Source organism: Streptomyces spongiae (assembly GCF_009377185.1).
Classification (GTDB): domain Bacteria; phylum Actinomycetota; class Actinomycetes; order Streptomycetales; family Streptomycetaceae; genus Streptomyces; species Streptomyces spongiae.
Genome location: NZ_VJZC01000096.1, coordinates 1 through 24107 on the forward strand (window position 1 = coordinate 1; position 24107 = coordinate 24107).

The following is a 24107-nucleotide window of genomic DNA, read 5'->3' on the forward strand; positions in this document are numbered from 1 at the left end:
CCCACCCGCCACACCGTGCGCCAGTGGTCCGCGTCGTACGCCGTGAACTCGCCCCGGTAGAGGTCCGCCGAGCACGGGTGGTCGGCGACATGGTGCCCGGAGGTCAGGTCCAGGTCGTGGAAGGGCTTTCCGTCGGCGAAGCGCACGTCCGCCGATCCGGGTGAGTGCCCGGGCAGGAAGCGCAGGGTGCGTTCGGCGGGGCGGGGGACGCCCTGCCAGGTGAAGGTTCCGCACTCCTGGTGCAGGAGTCCGCCGCCGTCCAGGTGGCCGAAGGTCGTCTTACCCGTGAAGTGGCCCTCCGCGCCGCTCGCCAGATCCCGCACGTGCCGCCGGACCCGCCAGCTCCCGGCCAGATAGGTCAGTACATCCGGTACGGGCCAGGGTTCGCCCATTCGTCCCTCACTTCCGACACTTTCGCCGTCGTGCGACCCATTGACGCTCTTGAACTCCCCTCCCTATGTTGCCGTTCGAAGTGCTGATCATTGTCTGATATTTCGAACCACGAGCCGCGGAGTATCCATGCCACGCACCCCCACCCGCTGGAGACTCGGTCTCACGGCCACGGTCTTTCTGGTGGCGGCCGGCCTAGTCCCGGGCCCCGCCCACGCCGAGGACGTCACCGACTACGCGATCACCGTCGACCCCACAGCCAAGGGCGCGAAGATCGACGACACGATGTACGGCGTCTTCTTCGAGGACATCAACCGGGCCGCCGACGGCGGTCTGTACGCCGAGCTCGTCCAGAACCGCTCCTTCGAGTACTCGACCGCCGACAACCGCGCGTACACGCCCCTCACCTCCTGGACCGTCGACGGCACCGCGCAGGTCGTCAACGACGACGGCAGGCTCAATGAGCGCAACCGCAACTACCTCTCCCTGGGCGCCGGTTCGGCCGTCACCAACGCCGGCTACAACACCGGTGTCCGCGTCGAGGAGGGCAAGAGGTACGACTTCTCGGTATGGGCGCGCGCCGAGAGCGGCACGACGCTGACCGTCACCCTCCAGGACGCCGACGGCACGCTCGCCAAGGCCCGTCAGGTGGCCGTCAAGGGCGGCTGGACCCAGTACCGGGCCACCTTCACCGCGACCCGCACCAGCAGCGACGGCCGTCTCGCCGTCGCCTCTTCCGGTGCCGCCGCCCTCGACGAGGTGTCCCTCTTCCCGCGCGACACCTTCAAGGGCCACAGGAACGGCCTGCGCAAGGACCTCGCCGAGAAGATCGCCGCCCTGCACCCCGGCTTCGTCCGCTTCCCCGGCGGCTGCCTGGTCAACACGGGCTCCATGAAGGACTACAGCGAGTCCTCGAACTGGGAGCGCAAGCGCTCGTACCAGTGGAAGGACACGATCGGCCCGGTCGAGCAGCGCGCCACCAACTCCAACTTCTGGGGCTACAACCAGAGTTACGGACTCGGCTACTACGAGTACTTCCAGTTCTCCGAGGACATCGGCGCGATGCCGCTGCCCGTGGTCCCCGCCCTCGTCACCGGCTGCGGCCAGAACAAGGCCACCGACGACGACGCGCTCCTCAAGCGCCACATCCAGGACACCCTCGACCTCATCGAGTTCGCCAACGGCCCGGTGACGAGCGAGTGGGGCAAGAAGCGGGCGCAGATGGGGCACCCCAAGCCGTTCCACCTCACCCACCTCGCGGTCGGCAACGAGGAGAACCTGCCGAACGAGTTCTTCGCCCGCTTCCAGCAGTTCCGCGCCGCCATCGAGGCCAAGTACCCGGACATCACGGTCGTCTCCAACTCCGGCCCCGACGACACCGGTTCGACCTTCGACACCGCGTGGAAGCTCAACCGCGAGGCGAACGTCGACATGGTCGACGAGCACTACTACAACAGCCCGCAGTGGTTCCTGCAGAACAACGACCGCTACGACTCCTACGACAGGAACGGCCCGAAGGTCTTCCTCGGTGAGTACGCCTCCCAGGGCAACGCCTTCAAGAACGCCCTCTCCGAGGCCGCGTTCATGACCGGCCTGGAGCGCAACGCGGACATCGTGAAGCTCGCCAGTTACGCCCCGCTGCTCGCCAACGAGGACTACGTGCAGTGGAGCCCCGACATGATCTGGTTCAACAACCACGCGTCGTGGGGCTCGGCCAACTACGAGACGCAGAAGCTCTTCATGACCAACGTCGGCGACCGCGTGGTGCCGTCGTCGGCGACCGGCACGCCCTCCACGACCGCCCCCATCTCGGGCGCCGTCGGCCTGTCGACGTGGGCGACCACGGCCGCGTACGACGACGTCAAGGTCACGAGCGCGGACGGGCAGACGCTCCTCAGCGACGACTTCAGCGGTGACGCCTCGCAGTGGAAGCACACCGGCGGCGGCAGCTGGAGCGTCCAGGACGGGCAGTACGAGCAGACCGACGTGGTCGCCGAGAACACCATGGTCTCGGCCGGCGACCCCTCCTGGCACGACTACGACCTGAAGGTGAAGGCCACGAAGAAGTCCGGCAAGGAGGGCTTCCTCGTCGCCTTCGGCGTCAAGGACACCGGCAACTACTACTGGTGGAACCTCGGCGGCTGGAACAACACCACGTCGGCGGTCGAACAGGCCGTGGGCGGTGGCAAGTCGTCCCTGATCTCCAAGCCGGGGACCATCGAGACGGGCCGTACGTACGACATCGAGGTCAAGGTGCGGGGCCGCCAGGTGACCCTCTACCTCGACGGCCAGGAGTGGGGCAGCTTCAAGGACGACAAGCTGGCCGAGCCGTTCCGCCAGGTGGTGACCAAGGACGCCAGGACCGGTGACCTGATCGTCAAGGTCGTCAACGCCCAGTCGGCGGACGCCCGCACGGCCGTCGACCTCGGGGGCGCCAAGGTCCGGTCCTCGAAGGCCCGGGTGACCACGCTGAAGGCCGCGCCCGACGCGGTGAACACGGAGACGGAAACGCCGGTCGCGCCGGTCACGTCCACGTTCACCGGGGTGGCCGACACGTTCACGTACACGTTCCCGGCCAACTCCGTGACCTTCCTGCGGATCAAGTCGCGTTCGTGAGGCTCCGGGCGGCTCAGGTGCCGAAGTACGCCTGGGCCGCCCGTACCCCGTCCGCCAACGCGTCCACTTCCTCCGGGGTGTTGTAGACGTAGAAGGTCGCCCGGGTGGTCGCCGGGACCCCGAAGCGGCGCACGATCGGGCGGGCGCAGTGGTGGCCCACGCGGACGGCCACACCCCGGTCGTCCAGGACCTGGCCCACGTCGTGCGGGTGGATGCCGTCGACGGTGAACGAGACCGCCGAGCCGCGGTCCGTGACATCGCGGGGGCCGACGATCCGCACGCCAGGGATCTCCTGGAGGGCCGCGAGCGCGCGAGCCGTCAACTCGTCCTCGTACGCGGCCACCTCGTCCATGCCGAGCGCCTGGAGGTAGTCCACGGCCGCGGCCAGGCCCACCGCCTGGGGTGCCATGGGGACACCCGCCTCGAAGCGCTGCGGCGGCGGCAGGAACGTCGCGCGGTCCATCTCCACGATCTCGATCATCGAACCGCCCGTCAGGAACGGCGGGAGGTCCGCGAGGAGTTCGCTCCTGCCCCAGAGCACACCGATGCCGTTCGGGCCCAGCATCTTGTGCGCCGAGAAGACCAGGAAGTCCGCGCCCAGCTCGCCCACGTCGACCGGCCGGTGGGGCACGGACTGGGCGCCGTCCACCACCACCAGGGCGCCCACGGCGTGCGCGCGGTCGGCGAGTTCGCGTACCGGGTTGAGGGTGCCCAGGACGTTGGACTGGTGGGTGACGGCCAGAACCTTGGTGCGCTCGTCGAGGAGCTCGTCCGCGCGGGTCAGGTCCAGACGGCCGTCGTCGGTGAGCACGAACCAGTCGAGCGTGGCGCCCGTGCGCGCGGCGAGCTGCTGCCAGGGGACCAGGTTGGCGTGGTGCTCCATCTCCGTCACCACGATCCGGTCACCGGGGCCGAGCCGCCGCCCGTTCTCCAGCCCGTACGCGACCAGGTTGACGCCCTCCGTCGCGCTCTTGGTGAACACGATCTCGTCCTCCGCCGCCCCGATGAACCGGGCCACGGTGCGACGCGCGTCCTCGTACGCCTCCGTCGCCTCCCCGGCCAGGTGGTGCGCGCCGCGGTGCACGGCCGCGTTGTGCGTGAGGTAGAAGTCCCGCTCGGCGTCTAGGACTTGGAGCGGTTTCTGGGTGGTCGCGCCGGAGTCCAGGTAGACGAGCCGGGCGCCGCTCCCGACCGTCCGGCTCAGGATCGGGAAGTCCTTGCGCAGCGCGTGCACGTCGAAGGGCACGGTGGTCACCTCTCACGTCATCGCAGTCGATTCGCCGTGAGAAAAGCTAGGCATCCTCACGGAGAATCGCAAGCATTGGCGTGAGAACCACGGCTCGCTAGCATGGCGTCGTGGATCACGAGGCCCCTCACTACCTGCACCAGCTCCAGGTCCCCGGCGAGGAACGCTACGTCTCGTTGGCCCTGGTCAACACCTGCTTTACGCTGAGTCACGGCGCGGTCGACCTGCTCGACGACGCCGAGGCCGCGCACCTCTGGCTCGTACGGCACGCGCTGCTGCCGGACCGGGCGGCGCTGAACGGCCGGCAGTTCGGGCGGCTGCTGGCGCTGCGGGAGTCGCTGCGCCCGCTGTTCGAGGCGAGGGCGAGCCGTGCCGAGCCAGCGGCGGAACCCCTCGCCACCCTCAACTCCGCGCTGGCGGCGGCCCCTCCGACACCCCGGCTCTCCTGGACGGCCGACGGGCCCCACCGCGCCGACGAACCCGACACCGGCAACCCGGCGGGCGCCGCGCTCTCCCTCCTCGCCGAGGACGCCACCGACCTGCTCACCGGCTCCGAGGCGGACCAACTGACGGAGTGCACCGCCCAGGGCTGCGCCCGCTGGTTCCTGCGCTCCCACGCGGCCCGCCGCTGGTGCACCACCAAGTGCGGGAACCGGGTCCGGGCGGCGCGGGCGTACGCGGCGCGCAAGGGCAGGTAGACAGCAGGGCAAGTCGATTGCGAGGGCAGGTGGATAACTCCTTGCGGATCATCGCTGCCGCTGCCACGATCGACCGCATGATGATGCGAAAGGCGGACCCCCAAGTCCTCCGGTGAGCCCGGCGATGCGCAGGGCCCTCTCACCGCCCGATACCTCGTACTCCTCGTACTCCACCCATGACCGTGTCGCTCTGGCACGGCTGCTGGCGGCGGACTGGCTCAGATCCGGTCTCGCCGCACGTCCCGCCGACCGCCCCAGGGCCGAGGCAGCCGTCACCGAGCTGTACCGGCTGATCGGCGCAGCCCCACCCGAGTTCGTCTGGGTGCCCTCACCTGCGGCGGCGCTGCCGAGGGGTGCTCGACGACGGACACGCCTTCCCACCCGTACGGCTCAGAGCCGCCACGCTGCCCGGCCACATCGACCGATGGCCCGTGGGCCCCCGGCTGGCGAAGCTGCTCAAGGAACTGCGCTCCCGGCTGAACGCGCGCATCGGACACGAGAGGGACACGCAGCCCTGGCGGCGACAACTCGGCCTGAGTGCCGAAGACGCCCTGGCCGCAGGCCACTCGGTGCCCTCCGTGGTGAACGACATCGTCCACGGCGCACTGAAGACCACGCTCCACACCTGCGTACGGGCACCGACCCGCACCGAGCTCATGCGTGCCCGAGCGCTGCCCACGACGGGCAGTACCGACGGTCTGACCTGGTACGGCCAGCTCGACGCGTACTGGGTCGCCCACTACGACGTCTACCGGCGCCTCGGGCTCGCCCACTACCGGCATGAGGACGCCGACCAGCTCGGCCTGTTGGCGGAACTCGCCCGCTCCACCGGATGGTGGTGGCCCGGCGAGGGACGGTGCGTCATGGCCGAGCGGCCCACCGAGATCCACACCGAGCCGCTGCCGGGCGCCTTCCACGGCGAGCTGCGGCTGCACCGCGACGACGGCCCCGCCGTACGGTTCGCCGACGGCACGCGGGTCCACGTCATGCACGGGACCCACGTCCCCGACTGGGTGATCACCGCCCCGACCGTCGACCGCATCCACGCCGAGACCAACATCGAGGTCCGGCGCAGCGCCATCGAGCGCATCGGCTGGGGCGCCTACATCGAACAGGCCGGGCTCCGACCGGTCGCCACGACGGGCGACCCCGGCTCCGACCTGCACCTCTACGACGTACCGTTCCTTTGGGCTGAGCAGAAGTGAGCCTGATCAGCCGCACGCCCCGAACGGTCTTGGGCGCACTGGTTGCCGACGTACTCAACCGCGGGGCGGCAACATGCATCCTGTGCGTGGTCCGTTCCCAAGAGGCCGGCTCCCTCACGACCTGGCCATGTGGGTACGGCCAGAGGCGACGGGGAGGCCCCAAACCATCTCGCTGGTGGAGCGGGGGCCCCGCACGCTGGCGCCGTACCCGGCGTCCCAGATCGCACAGTTGCCGTAGCCCGACCAGCCCATGGCGCCACAAGCCCAGAAGCCGACCGTCACACGATCGAGCTAATGCGATGTTGTGCGCATTCCACAGCGAGCAGCTGGCAACCCCGCGTGACCGTCAGCGAGTTCGCGCGCTGGCAGGACGTGCCCGCCGCCGGCATCGAACTGCTCCGCAGCGCCGCGGGCGGCAACCCGCACTCCCTCGTTGCCGACCCCGGCACCTGTCGCTGGACCGAGAACCTCAACGACCCGATGAACCTCGCCCTCGGCATGATCGAGACCTCGGCCGTCGCCTACCTCATCCACCCCGAGCACGGCGGCACCGGCATCGCCCCCGGCCGTTACGCCGTCCGTCGCCAGCGAGAGCGAGCCACCGACCGCACCGGCATCCGCGGCAACCGCATGATCGCCGACTGAACGCTCCGCTGGAGGCCCCGTGCGTCATGTGCGGGTCGTCGTGGCTGGTCGCGCAGTTCCCCGCGCCCCTTCAGGGCGCGCTCCACCGCAGCGGGGCTTCGCCGAGGCTGCTCAGCCCGTCGCCTCGTGGACCACCGTCGCGTGCGCGGGCGCGTGCGCCCGGTTGTACGCGCGGATCCACACCTCGTGGCGACCCGGGCGCAGGTCCAGTGGAGCCAGGGCCGCCGTGAGCAGCTCCGTCTCCGGGTCGTAGTGAGCCGGTACGCGCCGGCCGTCCACCTCGACGGTCACGCGTGCCGGGTCCACGCCGGACAGGGCGTCGGTGATCCGGGCCTCCAGGCGACCGTCCGTGGAGACGCCGGTGATCGAGGGGGCGAGCGGGAGAGGGCGGCCCGGCTTGCGGGCGCGGCGCTGGACGCGGGAGACGGACGGCGGGATCGGGCAGCCGTCGAGCGTGGCCTCGAAGACCAGCGGGTGGTCCACACCCCGCCGTACCCCCTCACCGGCCACCACCGTGAACTCCGCTGCCACGCGGCCCATATGCGGCACCGTCACCCTCCGCCGGGCCGGCCGCACCGTCCAGCCGCCGAAGGCCCGGCCGGTCACGGTGACGGTCGCGGGCGCGTCGTTGTAGTTGTAGACGTCGACCGACATGCGGGTGGTGGTCCGCAGCCGGTAGCCGAGGGGCGGTTCGGCGTCGCCGTCGGCCTTGTTCGGCGCGGAGTCGGCGGCCTCGAAACGCTGGCCGAGCACGATGTGTTCGGCGGCGGAGTGCCGGTGGCGGGTGCGCGTACGCGGCTTCTCGGGGGTCGAGCCCTCGTACATCACGTACACCGGGTCCGCCGTGACCGTCACCCGGCCCGATCCGGGTACCTTCCCGACCCGTCGGCCCATGATGTCGTACACCTCACCGGGCGACGGCACGGTCACCTCCGTGGCCGAACCCGCCTCGGACCATGCCACCACGACCCGCCGCCCGTCACCGCGCCCCGTCGCGAAGACGTACGCCCGCGCACGCCCCGGGAGCCGCTCCACGAACCGCGCCTCGCCCAGGAGGGAGGCCAGGGCGGCGTGCGCGCTGTACGCGGGCCACGGCTGGAAGTCCCTGCTGAGCAGCCCGAAGTACACGCCGTCGTCATGGATGGGCGGCGCCCCGAACCAGAAGTGCCGCTCCGTGCCGGCCGTCAGGCTCAGCACCGTGGAGCGGACCAGGTAGCGGGCCTGCACGGCCTGCTGGGCGGGAGTGAGGTCGCGGCCGGGCTCGGCGCTCAGGAAGGCCCCGCACTCGGTCATCCACATCGGCAGGTCCTCCGCGCCGTACAGCCGCCGCACCTCCCGCTGGACGTCGGCTGCTTCGGGAACCCCGGGTTCCTGCTGGTCGGCCGGGTCGGGGTAGCCGTGGAAGGCCCACGCGTCCGCGTACCGCGCCACGTCGTTCTGGAGCATCAGGATCTGGAAGTGGCTGCCGGCGTCGGCGATCCCGGGCAGGACCACGGTCGTGGACAGGGCGGTGTCCCGGATGCCGAGTGCCGCCGCCTTGACGAACGCCGCGTGCTGGTCGCCCGTCGAGCTGGTGGTGTCGACGTCGGGCTCGTTCGACAGCTGGACCGCGTCGGGGGAGGAGGCGGCGAGATGAGCGGCGTACTTGTAGGCGTCGCGCAGGTCGGCGGCCAGCGGCAGCGAGGCGTCCGTCATCGCCCACTCGGGGGCCGTCGTCAGCACGTCCAGCACCGCGAGCCCGTGCCTGCGGAACTCCCGCTGCACGCCCTCGTACAACCGGGTGTCGTACTCCCCGCGCCGTGGCTCGGCGGCGGGCCACGCCATCCCGTCGCGAACATGACCGGCGCCCATGTCGCGCATCGCGGAGGCGAAGACGGCCAGTCGGGACGGCGGGACGAGGGAGAAGACGTACGCGTTGACGCCGAACCGGCCGGCCAGGACGGGCCGGCGCGCCGGGAGCCGGGCGAAACAGCCGGTCACCCCGGCCGCCGTCACGCGGTAGTGGCCGGGCGGCAGTTCGGGCAGCGCCACCGAGGCCGACGCCCGGCCCGCCGGCACGGTCACCGTTCCGGCCGCGACCCGCTCGCCGAAGTAGTCGGTGACCGTGAAGGGCAGCCGCCGGGCCCGCTCCGTGCGCGCCTCCAGCACGAAGCGCAGCTCCGGCAGGTCGTCGCCGCGGTGGACACCCAGCGTGCGGTCCGGATCGCCGAGGTGGATGCCCGCCAGGCCGACCCGCGTCACGGGGGCCAGCGTGAACCGGTCGAGGAGGAAGCGGTACCCGGTGGACACCGAGAGCACGCTCGGCTCGTCCACCACGAACGTGACCGTGTTCCTCCGGCCCTTCCGGCGAGCCCGCAGTTCCACCACACCCAGGTCGAGGCGCACCAGGTCGCCCCAGGCGGGCGCGGACTCGTACCAGTACGGCTGGGAACGCGCGACCGGCACCGGGGGCCCGTCATCGACCGCGAGTGTGAAGTACGAGCCGGTCTCCTCGACCCGGGGATGCTCGACCGGCACGGTGGCCACCGCCTCCAGCCGGTACGGGCCCGGCGCGTCCACGTCGACCTCGTACGTCGCGTACCAGCCGGACGCGGGCGGGCGTCGGCTCGTCTCCAGCGCGAGCAACGCGCCACGCGACGCCCGCCGGTCCCTTCGTACGGGGATGTTCGTACGGGTCGCCGACTCGCCCTGAACCGTGATCAGCCCGGAGCGGCGGCCGTCGTCGCGGGGCCGGAACCCCAGCGCCCCCGATGCGAGCGTCCCCAGCCCCCATGCCGTCACCGCCGTACGCCTGTCGATCGCCATACGGTCCAGCGCACCACGCGGCCCGAGGCCCGGACGTCCTGCGGGCGAAGGGCACGGGCCCTGGACGAACCCCGGGTGCGGTCTCCTTCCGTGGGTGGAGGGCGACCCTGAGAGCGCCCGTGAAAGGGGTGGTCAGGACGGTGAGCCTATGCTGGCGCGCATGCAGTCCTACACGATCGGTCAGGCGGCGCGGCTGCTCGGGGTGAGTTCGGACACCGCGCGGCGGTGGGCGGACGCGGGGCGGGTGGCGACCCGTCGTGACGAGACCGGGCGACGGCTCATCGACGGCGAGGACCTCGCCGCGTTCTCCGTGGAACTGGCCGGCGCGGGCGGTGGCGAGGAGGAGGTCTCGTACACCTCGGCCCGCAACGCCTTCCCGGGGATCGTCACCGCCGTGAAGCTCGGCGACATCGCGGCCCAGGTGGAGATCCAGGCGGGCCCGCACCGGCTGGTCTCGCTGCTGACCCGGGAGGCCGTGGAGGAACTGGGCCTGGAGGTCGGTATGGAGGCAACCGCCCGCGTGAAGTCGACGAACGTGCACATCGACCGCTCCTGAGCGGCGGACGGGCCAACGCACGGTCACCGTCTTTGCCGCGGTCTCGCTGAAGGAGAGCGCACCCGGGCGCGAAGGTGACCTTCATCAGCTTCGGCGGCAGCGACTCGCCGGCCGCGGCCGCCGTCAAGGCCGCCGTCAAGGCCGTCGTCGCGGGCGGGGAGCTCACCGCCGCGATCACCGCGGAATCCGTCGCCGATCTGGGCCTCGCGGACGGTTCCTCCGTCACCGCGCTGATCAAGTCGACCGAGGTCTCCCTCGCCGCCGGGTGACTCCCCGGCCGCGGGGCGCGGGCTGTGACCGAGAACTCTAGTTGGCGAATCATGGACTGAGACGCGCAGGTCGGGAGCGCGTGGAGAATTCTGGTTGGCAGATCTTGAGAGGGATAGTTGGCAAATCATGGACTTGGATGCTCACTGTGCGTGAGTGATGGGGCGAGCCGGTTCCTCGTCGGTGATGCCGAACACCTGGCGAACTCGATCCCGTAGGCGTCGGACTTTCGGGGTTGGGCAGAAGTGTCAATCCCCTCGCGCCGTGGAGATCTTTCAAGCGGCCAACTCCACGGTGGGGTCTGCCTGATGGTCTCGTTCGTAGTCGATCGGGCTCCGGTACCCGCACACGCTGTGTAGCCGACGAGTGTTGTAGAAGCCGGTGATCCAGGTGGCGATCTTCAGCCGCGCCTCGGTGCGGGTGGTGAAGGTGCGCCGGTGGACGTGCTCGACCTTGAGCACACTGTTGAACGCCTCGCTGACGGCATTGTCGAAACACGAGCCGGGCCCATGGATTGGGTCACGCCAAGCCGGCGGCAGGCCCGCCTGAAGCGCCGGGACTGGTATTCGCTGCCGCGGTCCGAGTGGAAGATCACGCCCCTGACGTCGCCGCCGCGGGTGGCCGCGGCCATATGCAGGGAGGCGGCCACCAGCTCCGCGTCGTGGCGCTCGCCCATCGCGTAGCCGAGCAGGCGGCGTGAGAACAGATCGATCACGGTGGCCAGGTACAGCTTGCCCTCGCTGGTGACGATCTCCGTCATATCCCCGGCCCACACCTGGTCGGGAGCGGTGGCGCTGAAGTCGCGGCGCACGAAGTCCGGAAACGCGGGCTGATTGCCGGGCCTGGTCAGCCCCCGGCGTCTTCGGATCTTGCGTCCGGCCAAGCCGAGTTCGGCCATGAGCTTGGCGGCGGTGTTCACCGACACCCTCCAGCCCTGGCGCACGAGCGTGATCCATACCTTCGGGGAACCATAGGTGCCGCCCGACTCATCGAAGATCTGCCGGATCGCGTCGGCCAGCTTCGCGCGCCGCACCTCGCGAGCGGTGACGGGCTGGTTGCGCCACTTGTAGAACCAGGACTCGCTCACCCCCAGCGAAGGCACGTCTTCCTACGGGGCGGGATTCACGCGCGCGGCCCACCAGACTGGCCTCACCGTGATCGAGGTCAACCGGCCGGACAAGGCCGAGCGCCGCAGGATCGGCAAGTCCGACCCGATCGACGCCTATGCCGCCGCCCGAGCTGTCGTCTCCGGGCGGGCCACCAGTGCCCCCAAAGGCGATGCGGTCGCCGGGATCCGGGCTCTGCACAACGCAGCACGGTCTGCAATCAAGGCTCGTACGGCGGCGCTGAACCAGATCGGGCACATCCTGATCAGTGCGCCCAATGTGATCCGCACGAAGTACGACGTGCTACAGGGCGACAAGCGCATCGCCGCGCTGACCCGGCTCCGGGTCGGCAACGACCTCGCCCTCGCGCCCGTCCTGACCTCGCTGCGCACGCTCGCGACGCGTGTCCAGAGCCTGACCGCCGAACACGACACTCTGACGGCGGAGTTGGACATCCTGGTCACACGGCTCAACCCCGGCCTGCGCGCCGCCTACGGCGTCGGCCCCGACACCGCGACACAGCTTTTGATCACTGCTGGCGACAATACTGCGCGCCTGCGCAGCGAAGCGTCCTTCGCCGCCTTGTGCGGTGTGGCCCCCGTTCCGGCCTCCAGCGGCAAGCCAACCGGCACCGGCTCTCCCGCGGCGGTGACCGTGCCGCCAACGCGGCCCTCCACCGGATCGCGCTCGTCCGTATGCGTCGTGACCAGCGCACCCGTGACTACGTTGCCCGGCAGACTGACGCCGGCCGGACCAAGAAGGAAATCCCCGTCCTGCAGCCGGTGCTGGTCGACCAGGAGCCGCATCGGGTTGGGACGCCGCCCGCGACGTGGCTCGGGGGGACGCTGGTAGGAGGCGAGCTCGGGGTGGTGCCCCTGGCTGTCGAACGAGGCCAGGACTGCTGCCGCCAGCTCCCGGGAGGCGGCCGCCTGTGTGAACGTGCGCGAGACGAAGCTGTGCGACCCGTACTGCCGGTCGACTTCGGAGATGAGGTGGGCCAGGGTCTGCGCGGTGAGTTCCGGAGCCGCGTTCAGTGTGGGCTGCCAGTCCGTGTCGAGGTCGTCGATCGCCTCGGTATCTGCGCGCTGGAACATCAGATGGGCCACCAGGAGTGCGCCGCTCTCTGCGATCGCGGCGGCGCGGCCGGGCAAGGTCGCGGAGAGGTCGTGGACGGTCTGCTGCACGGTACGCAGCAGCTGCACCGAGCGCCAGATCTGCACGGCGTTAGGCGGCTCCGCGAACAGCTGCGTATAGCCGCCCTCCGGGCGGACTGCCACAGGAAATCAGTGGAGGCACGAGCCCCTGCGGCCATCCGTGCGTCGGGGTGAGCGCAGGCGAGCGCAGTTGCTGCTTCCAGCACGGTGCAGCCTGCACCGGGCGCGGGCTCAAGCTCTCCGCGCTTGATGACGTAGTCCTTGTCCAGGGTGAGCCGGAAGTCGTCGCGAATGTACGCCTGCGCCGGGTCCAGCGCGATGAAGTCGCGCTGCTCTACATGGTTTTGGTATTGGTAGCCACCGTGACCGAGCTGGCGAACCCTTTCGGGGTCTGTCCGATGGGGAGTCTCATCCTGAGGTTTGGCGACTGTCGGATTCGGATTGGCCCCGACTCGAACAGAACCCGGTGTATAGCCTGACTCGTCTGCCGCTCCACATTTCCGCAGGTCAGAGGCAATGTTTACCAGCTGAATAAACTCTTGGGGTCGAATCCGGGTCGAATCTGCGCTACGGGTATCGTCGTTTCTGTCTGCTGCCCATGCGGCATATCCGGATATTCCGGGTGTCAAATCCGGTCCGGAGCCGCTCTGTAGCAGACATCGCGGATGCTGATGCACTCGGAAGTACATGTACGAGGTGTCTCCTTGTCGGCCTGTTCTGGCTGAATATGAGCACCGATCGCGCGTCCTCCAGCGTCCCGTGCCTGGGCCGGGATGGGGGACATTTGTCTGCTGCTTGTCGAGGGGCTGTCAGGAGCGCCCTCGCGGGTGTCGCGGGACGCGCCGGACTGAACCCCGTGCGGCGGTGACGACATGTCGTGAATGGGCGTGAGTGCTTGAGCGGCACGGACTTGGTGCGGTGGTGGAGAGGCTCTCTCTATGTGAACGCCGGCCTGCCCGCCAGACCTGTCGGCCGTCGATGGTGTGACGGTCGGCGTGTTCGGCGGGGACATGATCGGAGGGGTGTGGCTGGTCTGGCAGGGTGTCCGCGAACACCGAGGCCGGCTGGGGGCCGGGGTCGGTGCCATCGGCTCTGCCTGTGCGGCTTCGTCGCCACGTTCCAGCCCGACGCGCATTTCGGACGCATCCCTGCCGCTTGCGGCGGCATCTTCGTTGCGGATGGCCTCTTGGCGAGGAGATGTACGAGGCCAACCTCTGCCGCCGGTTCAGGCGTGGTTGGTGCGGTGGTTGGTGCCTGCGGACCACGCGCACACCAGCACCCGGTCAGCTGCGGAGGGAGTCCGCGTCAGCCGGCTCGCAGGACATCGAGTGCTGTGAGTGCCACGTGAAGCTCCGTGCGCTGGTCGCCAGATTCGAGGTCACGGTCGAGGAGACGCTCGATGGTGCGCAGGCGCTGGTGCATGGTCTCGCGGGAAAGGCCGCCCCGGCGGGCGGCGGTCGTCTTGTTGCCGGCTGCTTCGAGGTAGTGGCGCAGGGTGGTCAGCAAGTCGGTGCCGTGCTGAGCGTCATGGTCGATGAGGCGCCGGAGCTGCCGTTCGGTGTACTCCTGGACACGAGGGTCCTCTCGAAGGGCGTACAGCACACGGCGGAGACCGATGTCGGACAGCTCATGGAACGAGCGGTTCCGGGGGAGGGACTGGCCGGGCGGGGTGGCCTCGGCGACGCGGGCCGCCTCGCGGAAGGACCGGGCGCTGTCGGTGAGGTCGGTGACCTCGCACCCCGCACTCACGATCGCTTCCGGGGCCAGCCCCTGTACCGCTTCGGACAGGCGCTCCACGAAGGAACGCCAGGGCTGGCCAGGGCGCAGAGCCAGCAGGATGCCGAGGCGGCCGGGGGCCAGCTCGCCGACGAGGGCCGCCACCCCCGCCCTACTCAACTCCTGCTCAAGACGTGACTCGGTCTCGACCGCCCCCTTCCCTGCAGGCAGGTCCACCAGGGCGGCGACGAAGTGGCCTCGATCCGTTGCCAGGCCCAGGGCGGCGCAACGGGCGTGCGCGTCCTCCGCGGAGCAATAGCGCTGTTCCACGAGGTCGAGCAGGGCGTTGCGGTGTGCGGTGCGTTCCCATGGAGCGGGGTGGATGAGTCGCGCGACGGTCAGTGCCATCGCGGTCCTCTCCAGCAGAGTGATGTCCTCCGGCCCGAACGCTGCTCCTGAGCTGCGCGCCCGGAGCATGACCACTCGGCCCCAGCGCTCGCCCTGGTACTCGACCGGGGCGGTGAGCCAGCCTTCCGGGCCGCGTGTGGTGGTGGCGTCGCCGGGGCCGGTCGCCCTGGAGCGTTGTTCCCAGTCGGCGAGTGCCTCCTCCACGGTGAGCCCGGACGGTTCGCAGATCAGAGCCTGGTGCACCAGGTTCTCCAGCACCACCGTGCTTCCGCTCATGTCCGCAGCCGCACGCACCACGTCCTCCGGGCCGGCGCCGCGCAGGGTCAGGGCGGTGAACGCCTCGTGGATGCGTTGAGCGCGGCGCATCGCCTCCGTTTGGTTGCCGAGCAGCAGGGAGTGCACGACCTGCGTGACCTCCAGGAAGTTGACGTCCTTGGCCAGAGTGACGAGGGGGAGGCCCCGCCGCCGGCAGGCGTCGACGAGGGTGTCCGGCGGGCGGTGGTAGCGGCGTACGAGTTCGATGACCAGGGCAGCGGCCCCGATGTCGGCGAGTTCGTCGACGTACCGGCGCACGCCGGCCGCGTCCTGCGGCAGGGGCATTCCGGTGGTCAGGACGAGCTCGCCACCCTTGAGGAACGAAGCGGGGTCGGTCAGCTCGGTGATGTGCACCCACCGGACCGGACGGTCCAGATGCGGCGCGCCGGTGACGACCGTCGGTTGTCCGGCAGCCAGAACAGGAAGGGCCAGGACATCGGCGACGATGAGTGGACGGGTGGGCCCCTGGACGGCCGATTGGTTGTCGTTCAGGGTCTCTCCAAGGGTTCCTGCACGGACGCGACCGGCTGTGTCCGGTCACTGTGACAAGCGTCCCTGACCTGCGCAAGAGCGGTCAGGGCGTCGTCGCTGTCCGGTTCGTCGTCGGTGAGCCTGACACAACGTCCGGATGCCGTGTGCCGGCCGGACAGATTGCGCGTTGGTGCGGCCCCGCTCCGCCGCGATGCTCGGAAGGCCGCAGCAGACCGCACACCGAGGCCGGGAGATGAACATGACCGCACTGTCGCCGCACCTTCGCCAGGCCACGCCCGTGGCGGCGGCCCGGGGCGAGGGCGTCCACCTCTTCGACCAGGACGGCCGCCGCTATCTGGACTTCACCGCCGGCATCGGCGTCACCAGCACCGGTCACTGCCACCCCAAGGTCGTGGCGGCAGCGCAGGAGCAGGTGGGCTCACTGATCCACGGCCAGTACACGACGATCATGCACCAGCCGCTGCGCCGCCTCGTCGACAAGCTCGGCGAGGTGCTGCCGACCGGCCTGGACAGCCTGTTCTTCACCAACTCCGGCAGCGAGGCGGTGGAGGCCGCGCTGCGGCTGGCCCGCCAGGCCACCGGCCGCCCGAATGTGATCGTCTGTCACGGCGGCTTCCACGGCCGTACGGTCGCCGCCGCCTCCATGACGACTTCGGGTATTCGTTTCCGCTCCGGCTTCTCCCCGCTGATGAGTGGCGTGGTCGTCACCCCCTTCCCGGCGGCCTTCCGCTACGGCTGGGACGAGGAGACCGCAACCCGGTTCGCACTGAAGGAGCTCGACTACACGCTCCAGACGATCTCCTCGCCCGCCGACACGGCCGCGATCATCGTCGAGCCGGTCCTCGGTGAGGGCGGCTACGTCCCCGCGACCCGCGCCTTCATGGAGGGCCTGCGCGAGCGTGCGGATCGCCACGGCATCCTCCTCATCCACGACGAGGTGCAGACCGGCGTCGGCCGCACCGGCCGCTTCTGGGGCCACGACCACTTCGGTGTGACGCCCGACATCCTCGTCACCGCCAAGGGCCTGGCCAGCGGGTTCCCGCTGTCCGGCATCGCCGCCTCGGAGGAGCTGATGAGCAAGGCGTGGCCCGGCTCGCAGGGCGGTACGTACGGCGCCAACGCCGTCGCCTGCGCCGCGGCGTGCGCGACCCTGGACGTCGTACGCGACGAGAAACTGGTCGAGAACGCCGAGGCGATGGGCAAGCGGCTGCGCCAGGGACTGGAGGCGGTGGCCGACCGGACGCCCGGCATCGGCGACGTGCGCGGCCTCGGCCTCATGCTGGCCACCGAGTTCGTCACCGAGGACGGCAGCCCCGACCCGGAGACGGCCGCCCGCGTTCAGCGCGCCGCCGTCGACGAGGGCCTGCTCCTGCTGCTGTGCGGCGCCTGGAACCAGGTCGTGCGCATGATCCCGGCACTCGTCATCGACGAGACGGCAGTGGACGAGGGCCTCCGGGCATGGGTGAGCGCGGTCGAGGCCGGCACGTCCGGAGCGGCGAGCCGATGACCGGCGCCGCCTCGGCCGTACCCGGCATGCGGGTGGAGGCCGCTGTCGACCGGTTTCTGCGCCTACGACGCCTGCCACCACCGGCTGTCCGGAGAGGGCCACCGTACGCGGTGGCACCAGCACGTCGGGCACGCCGTCGGACTCGGGGTCGTGCTCTTGCCCTGGTCGCTCTGATCACAGCCGAACTGCTCCGCGATCCGCACCACGTGCACACGGCGGCCTGACCGCTCCTGACCTCGCTCGTGGTCACCGCGGTTACCTGCCCACCGGGCTACGTCCGCCGCCGCCGGCTGCCGGTCGGACGCGCCGACTGAGTACTCCAGGGGGTGCGCCCGGGCGCGGGGTTCATCCATCGTCACGGTGGGCTGTTCCTGGTTGGAGCCGCCGCGGCAGGCCCCCGCGGCGCCGTCGGTACGGGCCGGGTCGGATGGGAGTGCGCGATCGCCTCGGGGGAGTCGTCGATGACCGCGCGCCGCGCGAGCGGCGTGAGGGCGCAAGTCATGACGGTGTCTGTCCGGCCACCGGCCCCGCCCGCAAAGCAGGCGGAGCCGGGGGAGTGCGGTGATGCCGTGTGAGCACAATGGGTGTGGTGCGACAGGTCTTGATCGACCGTGTGGCGATGGCGCCGGGTTCCTGCCTCGGCCGACAGCAACTGAGTGCCTCCGTCGGCTGTGACCGACGTTCGGTGACGCATCGGTGGTCCGTGCTTCGTCGGGTCGGTCCCTCGGACCACCATGGTCGGGACCGACGAGTCGTCGGCTTGTTTCTTGCAGGGACAGAGGGCGTGTATGGACGTTCGGCAGCTGGAGTACTTCCTGGCAATTGTCGACCGCGGTGGGTTCAACCGTGCGGCCTCGGCCCTGTACGTGTCGCAGCCGTCGCTGTCGCAGGCGGTGCGGGCACTGGAGCGTGATCTCGGTTCCGAGCTTTTCCATCGCATCGGACGCAGGGCGGTGCTGACGGAGGCCGGAAGGGCCCTGATCGAGCCTGCCCGGGAGGCCGTGCGGAGTCTGCAGACGGCGCGGGCGAGCGTCGCGGCGGTGCACGAGCTACGTGAGGGCCGCCTGGACGTGGCATCCGTGCCGTCGCAGGCGGTGGAACCTCTGACGAGTCTGGTGAGTACCTTCAGCCACCGCTACCCCGGCGTCTCCGTGGCCATCAAAGCGGCGTTCACCGCACGTGATGTGATCGACATGGTGCGCACGGGTGCCGTGGAACTGGGGCTCCTGGCGTCCACAGGGCCGTTCTCCGACAAGGAGGTCGTCGCCTACGCGCTGGAGCGGCAGCGCTTCGTGCTGATGGTGCCGGCCGAGGGCCCGTTCGCCGGTCGGACCACGGTGGAATGCCGCGAGCTTGCCGGACAGCGGCTGATCGTCGGACAGCCGGGTACCGGGATGCGCGCCTACGTCGACGCGCTGCGGGAACAGGGCATTGAGTTCACCATCGCCGCCGAGACGGAGCACCGGGTGTCGCTCATGCCGCTGGTATTGGCCGGGGTAGGGCTCGCGGTGATCATGGATTCCTGGCGGGACCTCGCTCGGCGGCTGGGCGCCCGCATCCTGGACATCGAGCCGGAGACCAGCTTGGACATCGCTCTCGTCAGCCGTCGCGGCAGCCGCCGCGTTCGTCACGGCCGCCACCTCGGCCACCAGCGGCTGACAGGCACCACCGGCGGCCGACAGGCACCGCTGAAGCTGATAAGCGCCGCCTATAAGGGATATCCGCCTTGCGTCTTGGACGCCCCACGGCCTGCCTTGCTGCAATCGACGGCATGACGACAAACCACCGCATTGCCCTGATCCCCGGCGACGGCATAGGCGCCGAGGTACTGCCCCCCAGCACAGCAGGTGCTCGACGTTCTCGGCCGCCGCCACGGCTTCAGCCTGTCCTACACGTCGTACGACTGGTCGTGCGAGCGGTACCTGCGGGAGGGCGCCATGATGCCCGCCGACGGGCTCGACCAGCTGCGCGACAAGGACGCCATTGTGCTGGGCGCCGTGGGATACCCGGGAGTGCCCGACCACGCTTCGCTGTGGGGACTGCTGATCCCGATTCGGCGCAGCTTCCGCCAGTACGTCAACCTCCGGCCCATCCGTGTCTTCGAAGGGATCGAGAGTCCCGTGCGCGGCACACGTCCGGGCGAGGTCGACATCGTCGTCGTCCGGGAGAACGCCGAGGGCGAGTACAGCGAGATCGGCGGACGGCTGAACCAGGGCACGTCCGAGGAACTGGCCATCCAGGAAGCGGTGTTCACCCGCGCCGGGGTCACCCGGATCGCCGACTACGCCTTCTCGCTCGCCGCCCGCCGCCGAGGAAGGCTCACCTCCGCCACCAAGTCCAACGGCATCATCCACACCATGCCGTTCTGGGACGGGCTGATCGCCGAACGGGCCGCCGGGCACCCCGACGTCACCTGGGACCAGGAACACATCGACGCGCTGGCGGCCAAGTTCGTCCTCGACCCCGCCCGCTTCGACGTCGTCGTCGCCTCCAACCTCTTCGGCGACATCCTGAGCGACCTCGCGGCCGCGGTCGCCGGATCCATCGGCATCGCCCCGTCGGCCAACCTCAACCCCGAGCGGGACTTTCCCTCGATGTTCGAGCCGGTGCACGGTTCCGCGCCCGACATCGCGGGCCAGGGCATCGCTAACCCGCTGGGCGCGATCTGGTCCGCGGCCCTGATGATCGACCACCTCGGCCATGGAGCCGCGGCCAAGGACATCACGGATGCGATCGCGGCGATTCTGGCCAAGAGCGATACCCGCACCCGTGACCTGGGCGGAACCGCGACCACCGCCGAGTTCACCGACAAGCTGATCGAGCTCCTCTGAGCCGTCCCTTCCGCGGTGCGCGGCGGGGACGACGCCACCCGCCGCTCGCCGGGCCACTCCGGCGCGCTGCGCCTCTTTCCGATCCGCGCCCTACCGGCACCCGTGGCAGGGGTCGTTCGAACGGTGCAGGGCGCTCTGCGGTATCGGCGATGCCGACTGCCCGGCCCCGTGGTGGGGCCCCGCCTGCTTCCAGTCGGAGCCCACCACGGGGCCGGACCGTCGTCGACGCTCTTCAGAGCGGCGCCGGGTGTGCGTACCTGCCCTCGCCGCCCCCGCAGGCGCCTAGCCCGCGTCCAGGACCAGTACCGCGACATGCAGGGACGTGCGCTGCAGTCCGGATTCCAGGTCGCAGCCAAGGAGACGTTCGATGGTGTGCAGGCGCTGGTAGTACGCCTGCCGGGACATACCGGAGTGTTTCGCCGCGACCGACTTGTTCCCGGCCGCCGCGAGATAGGCGCGCAGCGCCGGGAGCAGGTCGCCGTTGTTGCGGTCGTCGTGCTCTATGAGGCGGGTCAGTTGCCGTTCCGCGTACCGCTGAAGGCGCGTGTCCGCGCGCAGGACGCCCAGCAGGTCCGGCAACTGGACGTCGGCGGGTACGTAGAACCACCGCTCCGGGGAGGCCGCGGTGATGGCCTCGGCGGTCTGCTCCGCCTCCTGCCACGACCGGGCTATCCCGCCGAGGTCGGTCACGCCGGGGCCGACGGCGACGACCGCCCGCGGTCCGAGTTCTTCCCGGGTCAGCCGGCCGATCCGCTCGGCGACCGGCTGCCAGGCGCTCGCCTGTGCCAGTGCCATGAGGACGCCGATCCGGCCCGGGGCCGTCTCGCCGACCAGGGCGCGCACGCCCGTGTGCGTCAGCGCCTTCGCGATCCGTTCGTCGACGTGCTCGTCCTCGGTGCTGGAGTACGGGTGGCGGATGACCAGGGCGAAGAGCCGGTGTCCGGAGGTGGGCAGCCCCAGTGCCTCGGTGCGGGCACGCGCGTCGGCGGGGGAGCGGAAACGCCGTTCGTACAGGTCTCGCAGCACGGTGCGGTGGGCCCGGCGCTCCCACCAGGCCTGCCCTGCAAGGCGCGCCATGGTCAGCGCGACCGCCGCGCTTTCCAGCACGAGGATGTGTTCGGGGTCGGGCTCTGCGTTGAGCCGGCCCTCCAGCAGGACCAGCCGCCCCCACGGCCCGTGGTGGTCCTGCACCGGTGCGATTAGCCACCCCTCCGGGCCGCTCGGCGTGATCGTCTCCGGTGTCGGTGCGGCTCGTGAGCGCCGCGACCAGGCCGAGACCACCGGTTCGTACGGCCGGCCGAGCAGCTCGCACATGAGGACCCGGTGGGTGAGGTCCTCCAGTACCACGGGGGCTCCGGTGAGCTCCGCGGTGGTGTGCACCAGTTCCTCGGGGTCCGCGCCCCGCAGCGTCAGGGCGGTGAAGATGTTCTGGATGTCCCTGCCCCGGCGCAGCAGGGCCCCCTGGGCGTCGAGGATGAGCGCGTGCACCGTCTGCGTGACGTCGACGAACCGGACGCCACGGGCCAGCTCGACCAGCGGCACGTCGCGAGCGCGGCACGCCGTCACCAGCTCGTGGGGCACCTTCTGGTACCGGTAACCGAGCTCCACGACCAGGCCGGCCGCGCCGACGTCCGCGAGCTGGTCGACGTAGCCGCGCAGCTCGGAGGGGTCCTCGGGATGCGGCACGCCGGTCGTCAGTACCAGTTCGCCGCCCTCCAGGAAGTCCGCGGGGTTGAGGAGCTCGGTGACGTGCACCCAGCGCACCGGGCTGTCCAGCCGTGACTCTCCGGCCAGCACGCGCGGCATCCCTTCGGCGAGCACGGGCAGGAGCAGTACCTCCCTGAGGGTGGGGAAGTGCCCGGTTGCGGTGTGTCTGGGCGGCATAGGGGGTCTTTCTTCTGAAGGAATCGGGGTCACCTTGGCACCGGCCACTCATCGTGACAAGAGGCGGCCCGTCATTCGGGCAGTCCGGTCGTCCGCCGTGACAGACCGTCTCGAGAAGGCCCCAAGCCGGAACACAGTGTGGGTTGACCTGCAGGTTCCGCCGGGCGGAAAGTGAACGCCATCCCCAGCAGGAGCCGAACTGCAAAGGTCCGCACGGTATCCGCAGCGTGCTGGGGCCCGACTGCCACCCAGACCACACCATCGAGAGGAGCGACCTCATGCGCATCCCGAAGCGCGTCGCCGTGATCGGTGCCGGCAGCATGGGCAGCCAGGCCATGTGGCGACTGGCCGCACGTGGAGCCGAGGTCATCGGCTACGACCGGTACGCACCGGGTCACGACCGCGGCGCGGCCGGGGGCGAGAGCCGCATCTACCGAGCCGTCCACCTCGGGGAGCCCGCGTACATTCCTCTGCTGCGGCTGGCGGACCGGATGTGGGAGCAACTGCAGGCGGAGACGGGCCGGTCGCTGCGGCGCCGCAGCGGCAGCCTGGTGATGGGGGAGGCCTCCTCACCGTCCATGAGCCTCCTCCTCTCCACCAGCACCGCCCAGGGACTGGATCACGAGGTCCTGGAGAGGGAGGAACTTGCCCGCCGCTACCCGCAGCACCGGCTCCCGGACGGACACATCGCCGTCCTGGACCGGTTGGGCGCCGTCATCAGGCCGGAGGCGTCCATCCAGGCCGCCGCCGGCCGTGCCGAGCACCTGGGCGCCCGGCTGCACCGCTACGCCACGGTGCGCGAGGTCGTCCCCGCGGTGGGCGGCGGGGTGCGGGTCGTCACCGACCAGGGCACGGACCACGTGGACGTCGCCGTGGTGACCGTGGGCCCCTGGATCAACACGCTGCTCCCGGACCTTCCCCAAGCCGTCGACGTACGGCGGGTGGTCTGCTCCTGGCACCTGCCCACCCGCCACGACTGGTTCGCGGGCGGTGCTCCTCCGTTCGTGCGCGCCGTACCGCACGACTGCTTCGGAATCCCGTCGCCCGACGGCATCTCCGTCAAGCTCGGTCTCTCCTTCAAGTACCACGCGCCGGTGCCCGAGCCCGAACGGCTCGACCGTACTGTCCGTCCCGAGGAACTCGGCACCTTCCGCGAGCTCATCGATGAACTCATGCCCGACCTGAACCCCGACCCCATCAGGATGTCGGCCTACATGGAGGGCTACACGCAGTCCGGAAACCCGCTCGTCGGTCATCTCCCCGGCGAGGACGACATCATCGTCATGGCCGGGTTCTCCGGCAGCGGCTTCAAGATCGCGCCCGCGATGGGAGAGATCGCCGCGGACCTGGCGCTCGACGGCACCACCCGGCTCCCCGTCGCCTTCCTCGCGCCGGCGGGTGTCGGCGCCGCCTGATCGCCGGCGATCGTCCACCGCATCGCCCCGCACGCCGACATGCCTGTCGCGAGCATGTCAAAAACAGTCCATGTCGGCCATGACCGGTTAACCACGCACAAGAGACTGGAGTACGTCCATGCGCCCTATCCCCTCGTTCCAGTTCCGCCCGAAGTACGTCTCGTTCGACTGCTACGGCACGTTGATCGAGTGGCCGATGACCCCCATCACCCGCGAACTCGTCGGTGACCAGATCCCGGCCGAGCACTGGGACCAGTTCGTCAAGGAGTTCCGAGGCTACCGCTACGACTCGATCCTCGACGCGTTCCGCCCCTACGAGCAGACGCTGCAGGACGCCTTCGAGCGGGTCTGCCGCAAGTGGGGTGTTAAGGCCGCCCCGGACGCCGGCAAGCGGTTGGCCGACGGCGTGCGCAGCTGGGGCCCACACGCGGATGTGCCGGAACCGCTGAAGAAGATGGGCGAGCACTACAAGCTGGTGATCCTCTCCAACGCCGAGGACTCCTTCCTCGCGGAGAGCGTGCCCCGGCTCGGCGCGGACTTCCACGCGGTCTTCACCGCGGAGCAGGCCGGCTACTACAAGCCCCGCTACGCGGCGTTCGAGTACATGCTCGACCAGCTCGACGCGTCCCCCGAGGACTTCGTGCACGTCTCCTCGCACACCCGCTACGACCTGATGCCGATGCACGACCTGGGTTTCCGCAACCTCGTCCTCCTGGACCGCGGCTACGACCCGGTCACCCACGGCTACGACTACGTGACCGTCAAGTCCCTCGACGAGCTCAACCAGATGCTGGGCATCTGACGCGCCACGACGACGTCCCACCCCCCGGACCGACCCACACATGTCTCTT

18 protein-coding genes and 3 pseudogenes are annotated in these 24107 nt (G+C 70.1%); 14 read left to right on the forward strand and 7 right to left on the reverse strand.

What is annotated here, in order from left to right; genetic code table 11:
- The coding region (locus tag FNH08_RS16330) for a DUF6314 family protein (RefSeq protein ID WP_152772210.1) at window positions 1–392 on the reverse strand (392 nt) is incomplete at its 3' end.
- Window positions 393–519: 127 nt separating this feature from the next.
- Between FNH08_RS16330 and FNH08_RS16335 the strand changes: the two genes are divergently transcribed.
- Window positions 520–3006, forward strand: coding sequence for an alpha-L-arabinofuranosidase C-terminal domain-containing protein (locus tag FNH08_RS16335; protein WP_152772211.1), 2487 nt, complete (start codon window positions 520–522; stop codon window positions 3004–3006).
- 13 nt (window positions 3007–3019) lie between these two features.
- On the opposite strand, the gene FNH08_RS16340 is transcribed toward FNH08_RS16335, so the two are convergent.
- On the reverse strand, window positions 3020–4252 hold the full coding sequence (locus FNH08_RS16340) for an aminotransferase class V-fold PLP-dependent enzyme (protein WP_322724632.1): 1233 nt from the start codon (window positions 4250–4252) through the stop codon (window positions 3020–3022).
- A gap of 110 nt (window positions 4253–4362) precedes the next feature.
- Between FNH08_RS16340 and FNH08_RS16345 the strand changes: the two genes are divergently transcribed.
- The 3 genes from FNH08_RS16345 to FNH08_RS16360 all read left to right on the forward strand — a co-directional run bounded on the left by FNH08_RS16345 (window position 4363) and on the right by FNH08_RS16360 (window position 6800).
- The gene (locus FNH08_RS16345) at window positions 4363–4950 is read left to right on the forward strand and encodes an ABATE domain-containing protein (protein ID WP_322724624.1); all 588 of its coding nucleotides are present in this window, start codon (window positions 4363–4365) and stop codon (window positions 4948–4950) included.
- Between the two features lie 353 nt (window positions 4951–5303).
- Window positions 5304–6155, forward strand: a complete 852-nt coding sequence (locus tag FNH08_RS16350; protein ID WP_152772212.1) for a DUF6745 domain-containing protein — start codon at window positions 5304–5306, stop codon at window positions 6153–6155.
- 339 nt (window positions 6156–6494) lie between these two features.
- Window positions 6495–6800: a hypothetical protein gene (locus FNH08_RS16360; protein WP_228034165.1), complete on the forward strand. Its 306-nt coding sequence runs from the start codon at window positions 6495–6497 to the stop codon at window positions 6798–6800.
- A gap of 111 nt (window positions 6801–6911) precedes the next feature.
- On the opposite strand, the gene FNH08_RS16365 is transcribed toward FNH08_RS16360, so the two are convergent.
- On the reverse strand, window positions 6912–9605 hold the full coding sequence (locus FNH08_RS16365; protein WP_152772213.1) for a glycoside hydrolase family 5 protein: 2694 nt from the start codon (window positions 9603–9605) through the stop codon (window positions 6912–6914).
- Between the two features lie 160 nt (window positions 9606–9765).
- On the opposite strand from FNH08_RS16365, the gene FNH08_RS16370 reads away from it, so the two are divergent.
- Both FNH08_RS16370 and FNH08_RS16375 read left to right on the forward strand, forming a co-directional pair.
- Entirely contained in the window at window positions 9766–10161 is a 396-nt protein-coding gene (locus FNH08_RS16370; RefSeq protein WP_152772214.1) for a TOBE domain-containing protein, read from the forward strand.
- Window positions 10162–10235: 74 nt separating this feature from the next.
- Window positions 10236–10430 carry a TOBE domain-containing protein gene (locus FNH08_RS16375; RefSeq protein ID WP_407704381.1) on the forward strand — a complete coding sequence of 65 codons (195 nt, stop codon included), beginning with the start codon at window positions 10236–10238 and terminating at the stop codon, window positions 10428–10430.
- Window positions 10431–10703: 273 nt separating this feature from the next.
- On the opposite strand, the gene FNH08_RS51930 is transcribed toward FNH08_RS16375, so the two are convergent.
- Both FNH08_RS51930 and FNH08_RS16385 read right to left on the reverse strand, forming a co-directional pair.
- On the reverse strand, window positions 10704–10889 hold the full coding sequence (locus FNH08_RS51930; RefSeq protein ID WP_322724627.1) for an IS3 family transposase: 186 nt from the start codon (window positions 10887–10889) through the stop codon (window positions 10704–10706).
- On the reverse strand, window positions 10829–11515 hold the full coding sequence (locus FNH08_RS16385) for an IS3 family transposase (protein ID WP_322724628.1): 687 nt from the start codon (window positions 11513–11515) through the stop codon (window positions 10829–10831). Before FNH08_RS16385 ends, FNH08_RS51930 begins: the two co-directional genes overlap by 61 nt.
- A gap of 19 nt (window positions 11516–11534) precedes the next feature.
- Between FNH08_RS16385 and FNH08_RS53975 the strand changes: the two are divergent.
- The 3 genes and pseudogenes from FNH08_RS53975 to FNH08_RS16395 all read left to right on the forward strand — a co-directional run.
- Window positions 11535–11786 (forward strand): annotated as a pseudogene (locus FNH08_RS53975) (IS110 family transposase); the annotation flags it as partial.
- Window positions 11787–11834: 48 nt separating this feature from the next.
- Window positions 11835–12386, forward strand: coding sequence for a transposase (locus FNH08_RS53980; protein ID WP_407704382.1), 552 nt, complete (start codon window positions 11835–11837; stop codon window positions 12384–12386).
- 1312 nt (window positions 12387–13698) lie between these two features.
- A pseudogene (locus tag FNH08_RS16395) lies at window positions 13699–14036 on the forward strand (YnfA family protein).
- Here the strand turns inward: FNH08_RS16395 and FNH08_RS16400 are convergent.
- The gene (locus FNH08_RS16400; RefSeq protein WP_152772217.1) at window positions 13994–15619 is read right to left on the reverse strand and encodes a PucR family transcriptional regulator; all 1626 of its coding nucleotides are present in this window, start codon (window positions 15617–15619) and stop codon (window positions 13994–13996) included. The pseudogene FNH08_RS16395 and the gene FNH08_RS16400 overlap by 43 nt on opposite strands.
- Window positions 15620–15857: 238 nt before the next feature.
- Between FNH08_RS16400 and FNH08_RS16405 the strand changes: the two genes are divergently transcribed.
- The 3 genes and pseudogenes from FNH08_RS16405 (at window position 15858) to FNH08_RS16415 (ending at window position 19957) form a co-directional block, all read left to right on the forward strand.
- On the forward strand, window positions 15858–17126 hold the full coding sequence (locus tag FNH08_RS16405; RefSeq protein WP_152772218.1) for an aspartate aminotransferase family protein: 1269 nt from the start codon (window positions 15858–15860) through the stop codon (window positions 17124–17126).
- A 788-nt stretch (window positions 17127–17914) separates the two neighbouring features.
- A complete protein-coding gene (locus tag FNH08_RS16410) occupies window positions 17915–18901 on the forward strand; it encodes a LysR family transcriptional regulator (protein WP_152772219.1) in 987 nt (328 codons plus the stop codon).
- Window positions 18898–19957 (forward strand): annotated as a pseudogene (locus FNH08_RS16415) (tartrate dehydrogenase). Before FNH08_RS16410 ends, FNH08_RS16415 begins: the two are co-directional and overlap by 4 nt.
- Window positions 19958–20239: 282 nt before the next feature.
- Here the strand turns inward: FNH08_RS16415 and FNH08_RS16420 are convergent.
- Window positions 20240–21841 (reverse strand): PucR family transcriptional regulator, encoded by a 1602-nt coding sequence (locus FNH08_RS16420; protein ID WP_152772220.1) that lies wholly within the window; start codon window positions 21839–21841, stop codon window positions 20240–20242.
- A 278-nt stretch (window positions 21842–22119) separates the two neighbouring features.
- Between FNH08_RS16420 and solA the strand changes: the two genes are divergently transcribed.
- Together solA and FNH08_RS16430 are read left to right on the forward strand one after the other, a co-directional pair.
- The gene (gene solA / locus FNH08_RS16425) at window positions 22120–23256 is read left to right on the forward strand and encodes an N-methyl-L-tryptophan oxidase (RefSeq protein WP_152772221.1); all 1137 of its coding nucleotides are present in this window, start codon (window positions 22120–22122) and stop codon (window positions 23254–23256) included.
- A 118-nt stretch (window positions 23257–23374) separates the two neighbouring features.
- Window positions 23375–24058: a haloacid dehalogenase type II gene (locus FNH08_RS16430; protein WP_152772222.1), complete on the forward strand. Its 684-nt coding sequence runs from the start codon at window positions 23375–23377 to the stop codon at window positions 24056–24058.
- Window positions 24059–24107: the final 49 nt, after the last annotated feature.

Excerpts from the sequence above, each read along its gene's own strand:
- FNH08_RS16420 (WP_152772220.1), bottom strand. The coding sequence starts at position 21,841 with ATGCCGCCCAGACACACCGCAACCGGGCACTTCCCCACCCTCAGGGAG.
- solA (WP_152772221.1), top strand. The coding sequence starts at position 22,120 with ATGCGCATCCCGAAGCGCGTCGCCGTGATCGGTGCCGGCAGCATGGGC.
- FNH08_RS16370 (WP_152772214.1), top strand. The coding sequence starts at position 9,766 with ATGCAGTCCTACACGATCGGTCAGGCGGCGCGGCTGCTCGGGGTGAGT.
- FNH08_RS16405 (WP_152772218.1), top strand. The coding sequence starts at position 15,858 with ATGACCGCACTGTCGCCGCACCTTCGCCAGGCCACGCCCGTGGCGGCG.
- FNH08_RS16430 (WP_152772222.1), top strand. The coding sequence starts at position 23,375 with ATGCGCCCTATCCCCTCGTTCCAGTTCCGCCCGAAGTACGTCTCGTTC.
- FNH08_RS16335 (WP_152772211.1), top strand. The coding sequence starts at position 520 with ATGCCACGCACCCCCACCCGCTGGAGACTCGGTCTCACGGCCACGGTC.
- FNH08_RS16410 (WP_152772219.1), top strand. The coding sequence starts at position 17,915 with ATGGACGTTCGGCAGCTGGAGTACTTCCTGGCAATTGTCGACCGCGGT.
- FNH08_RS16365 (WP_152772213.1), bottom strand. The coding sequence starts at position 9,605 with ATGGCGATCGACAGGCGTACGGCGGTGACGGCATGGGGGCTGGGGACG.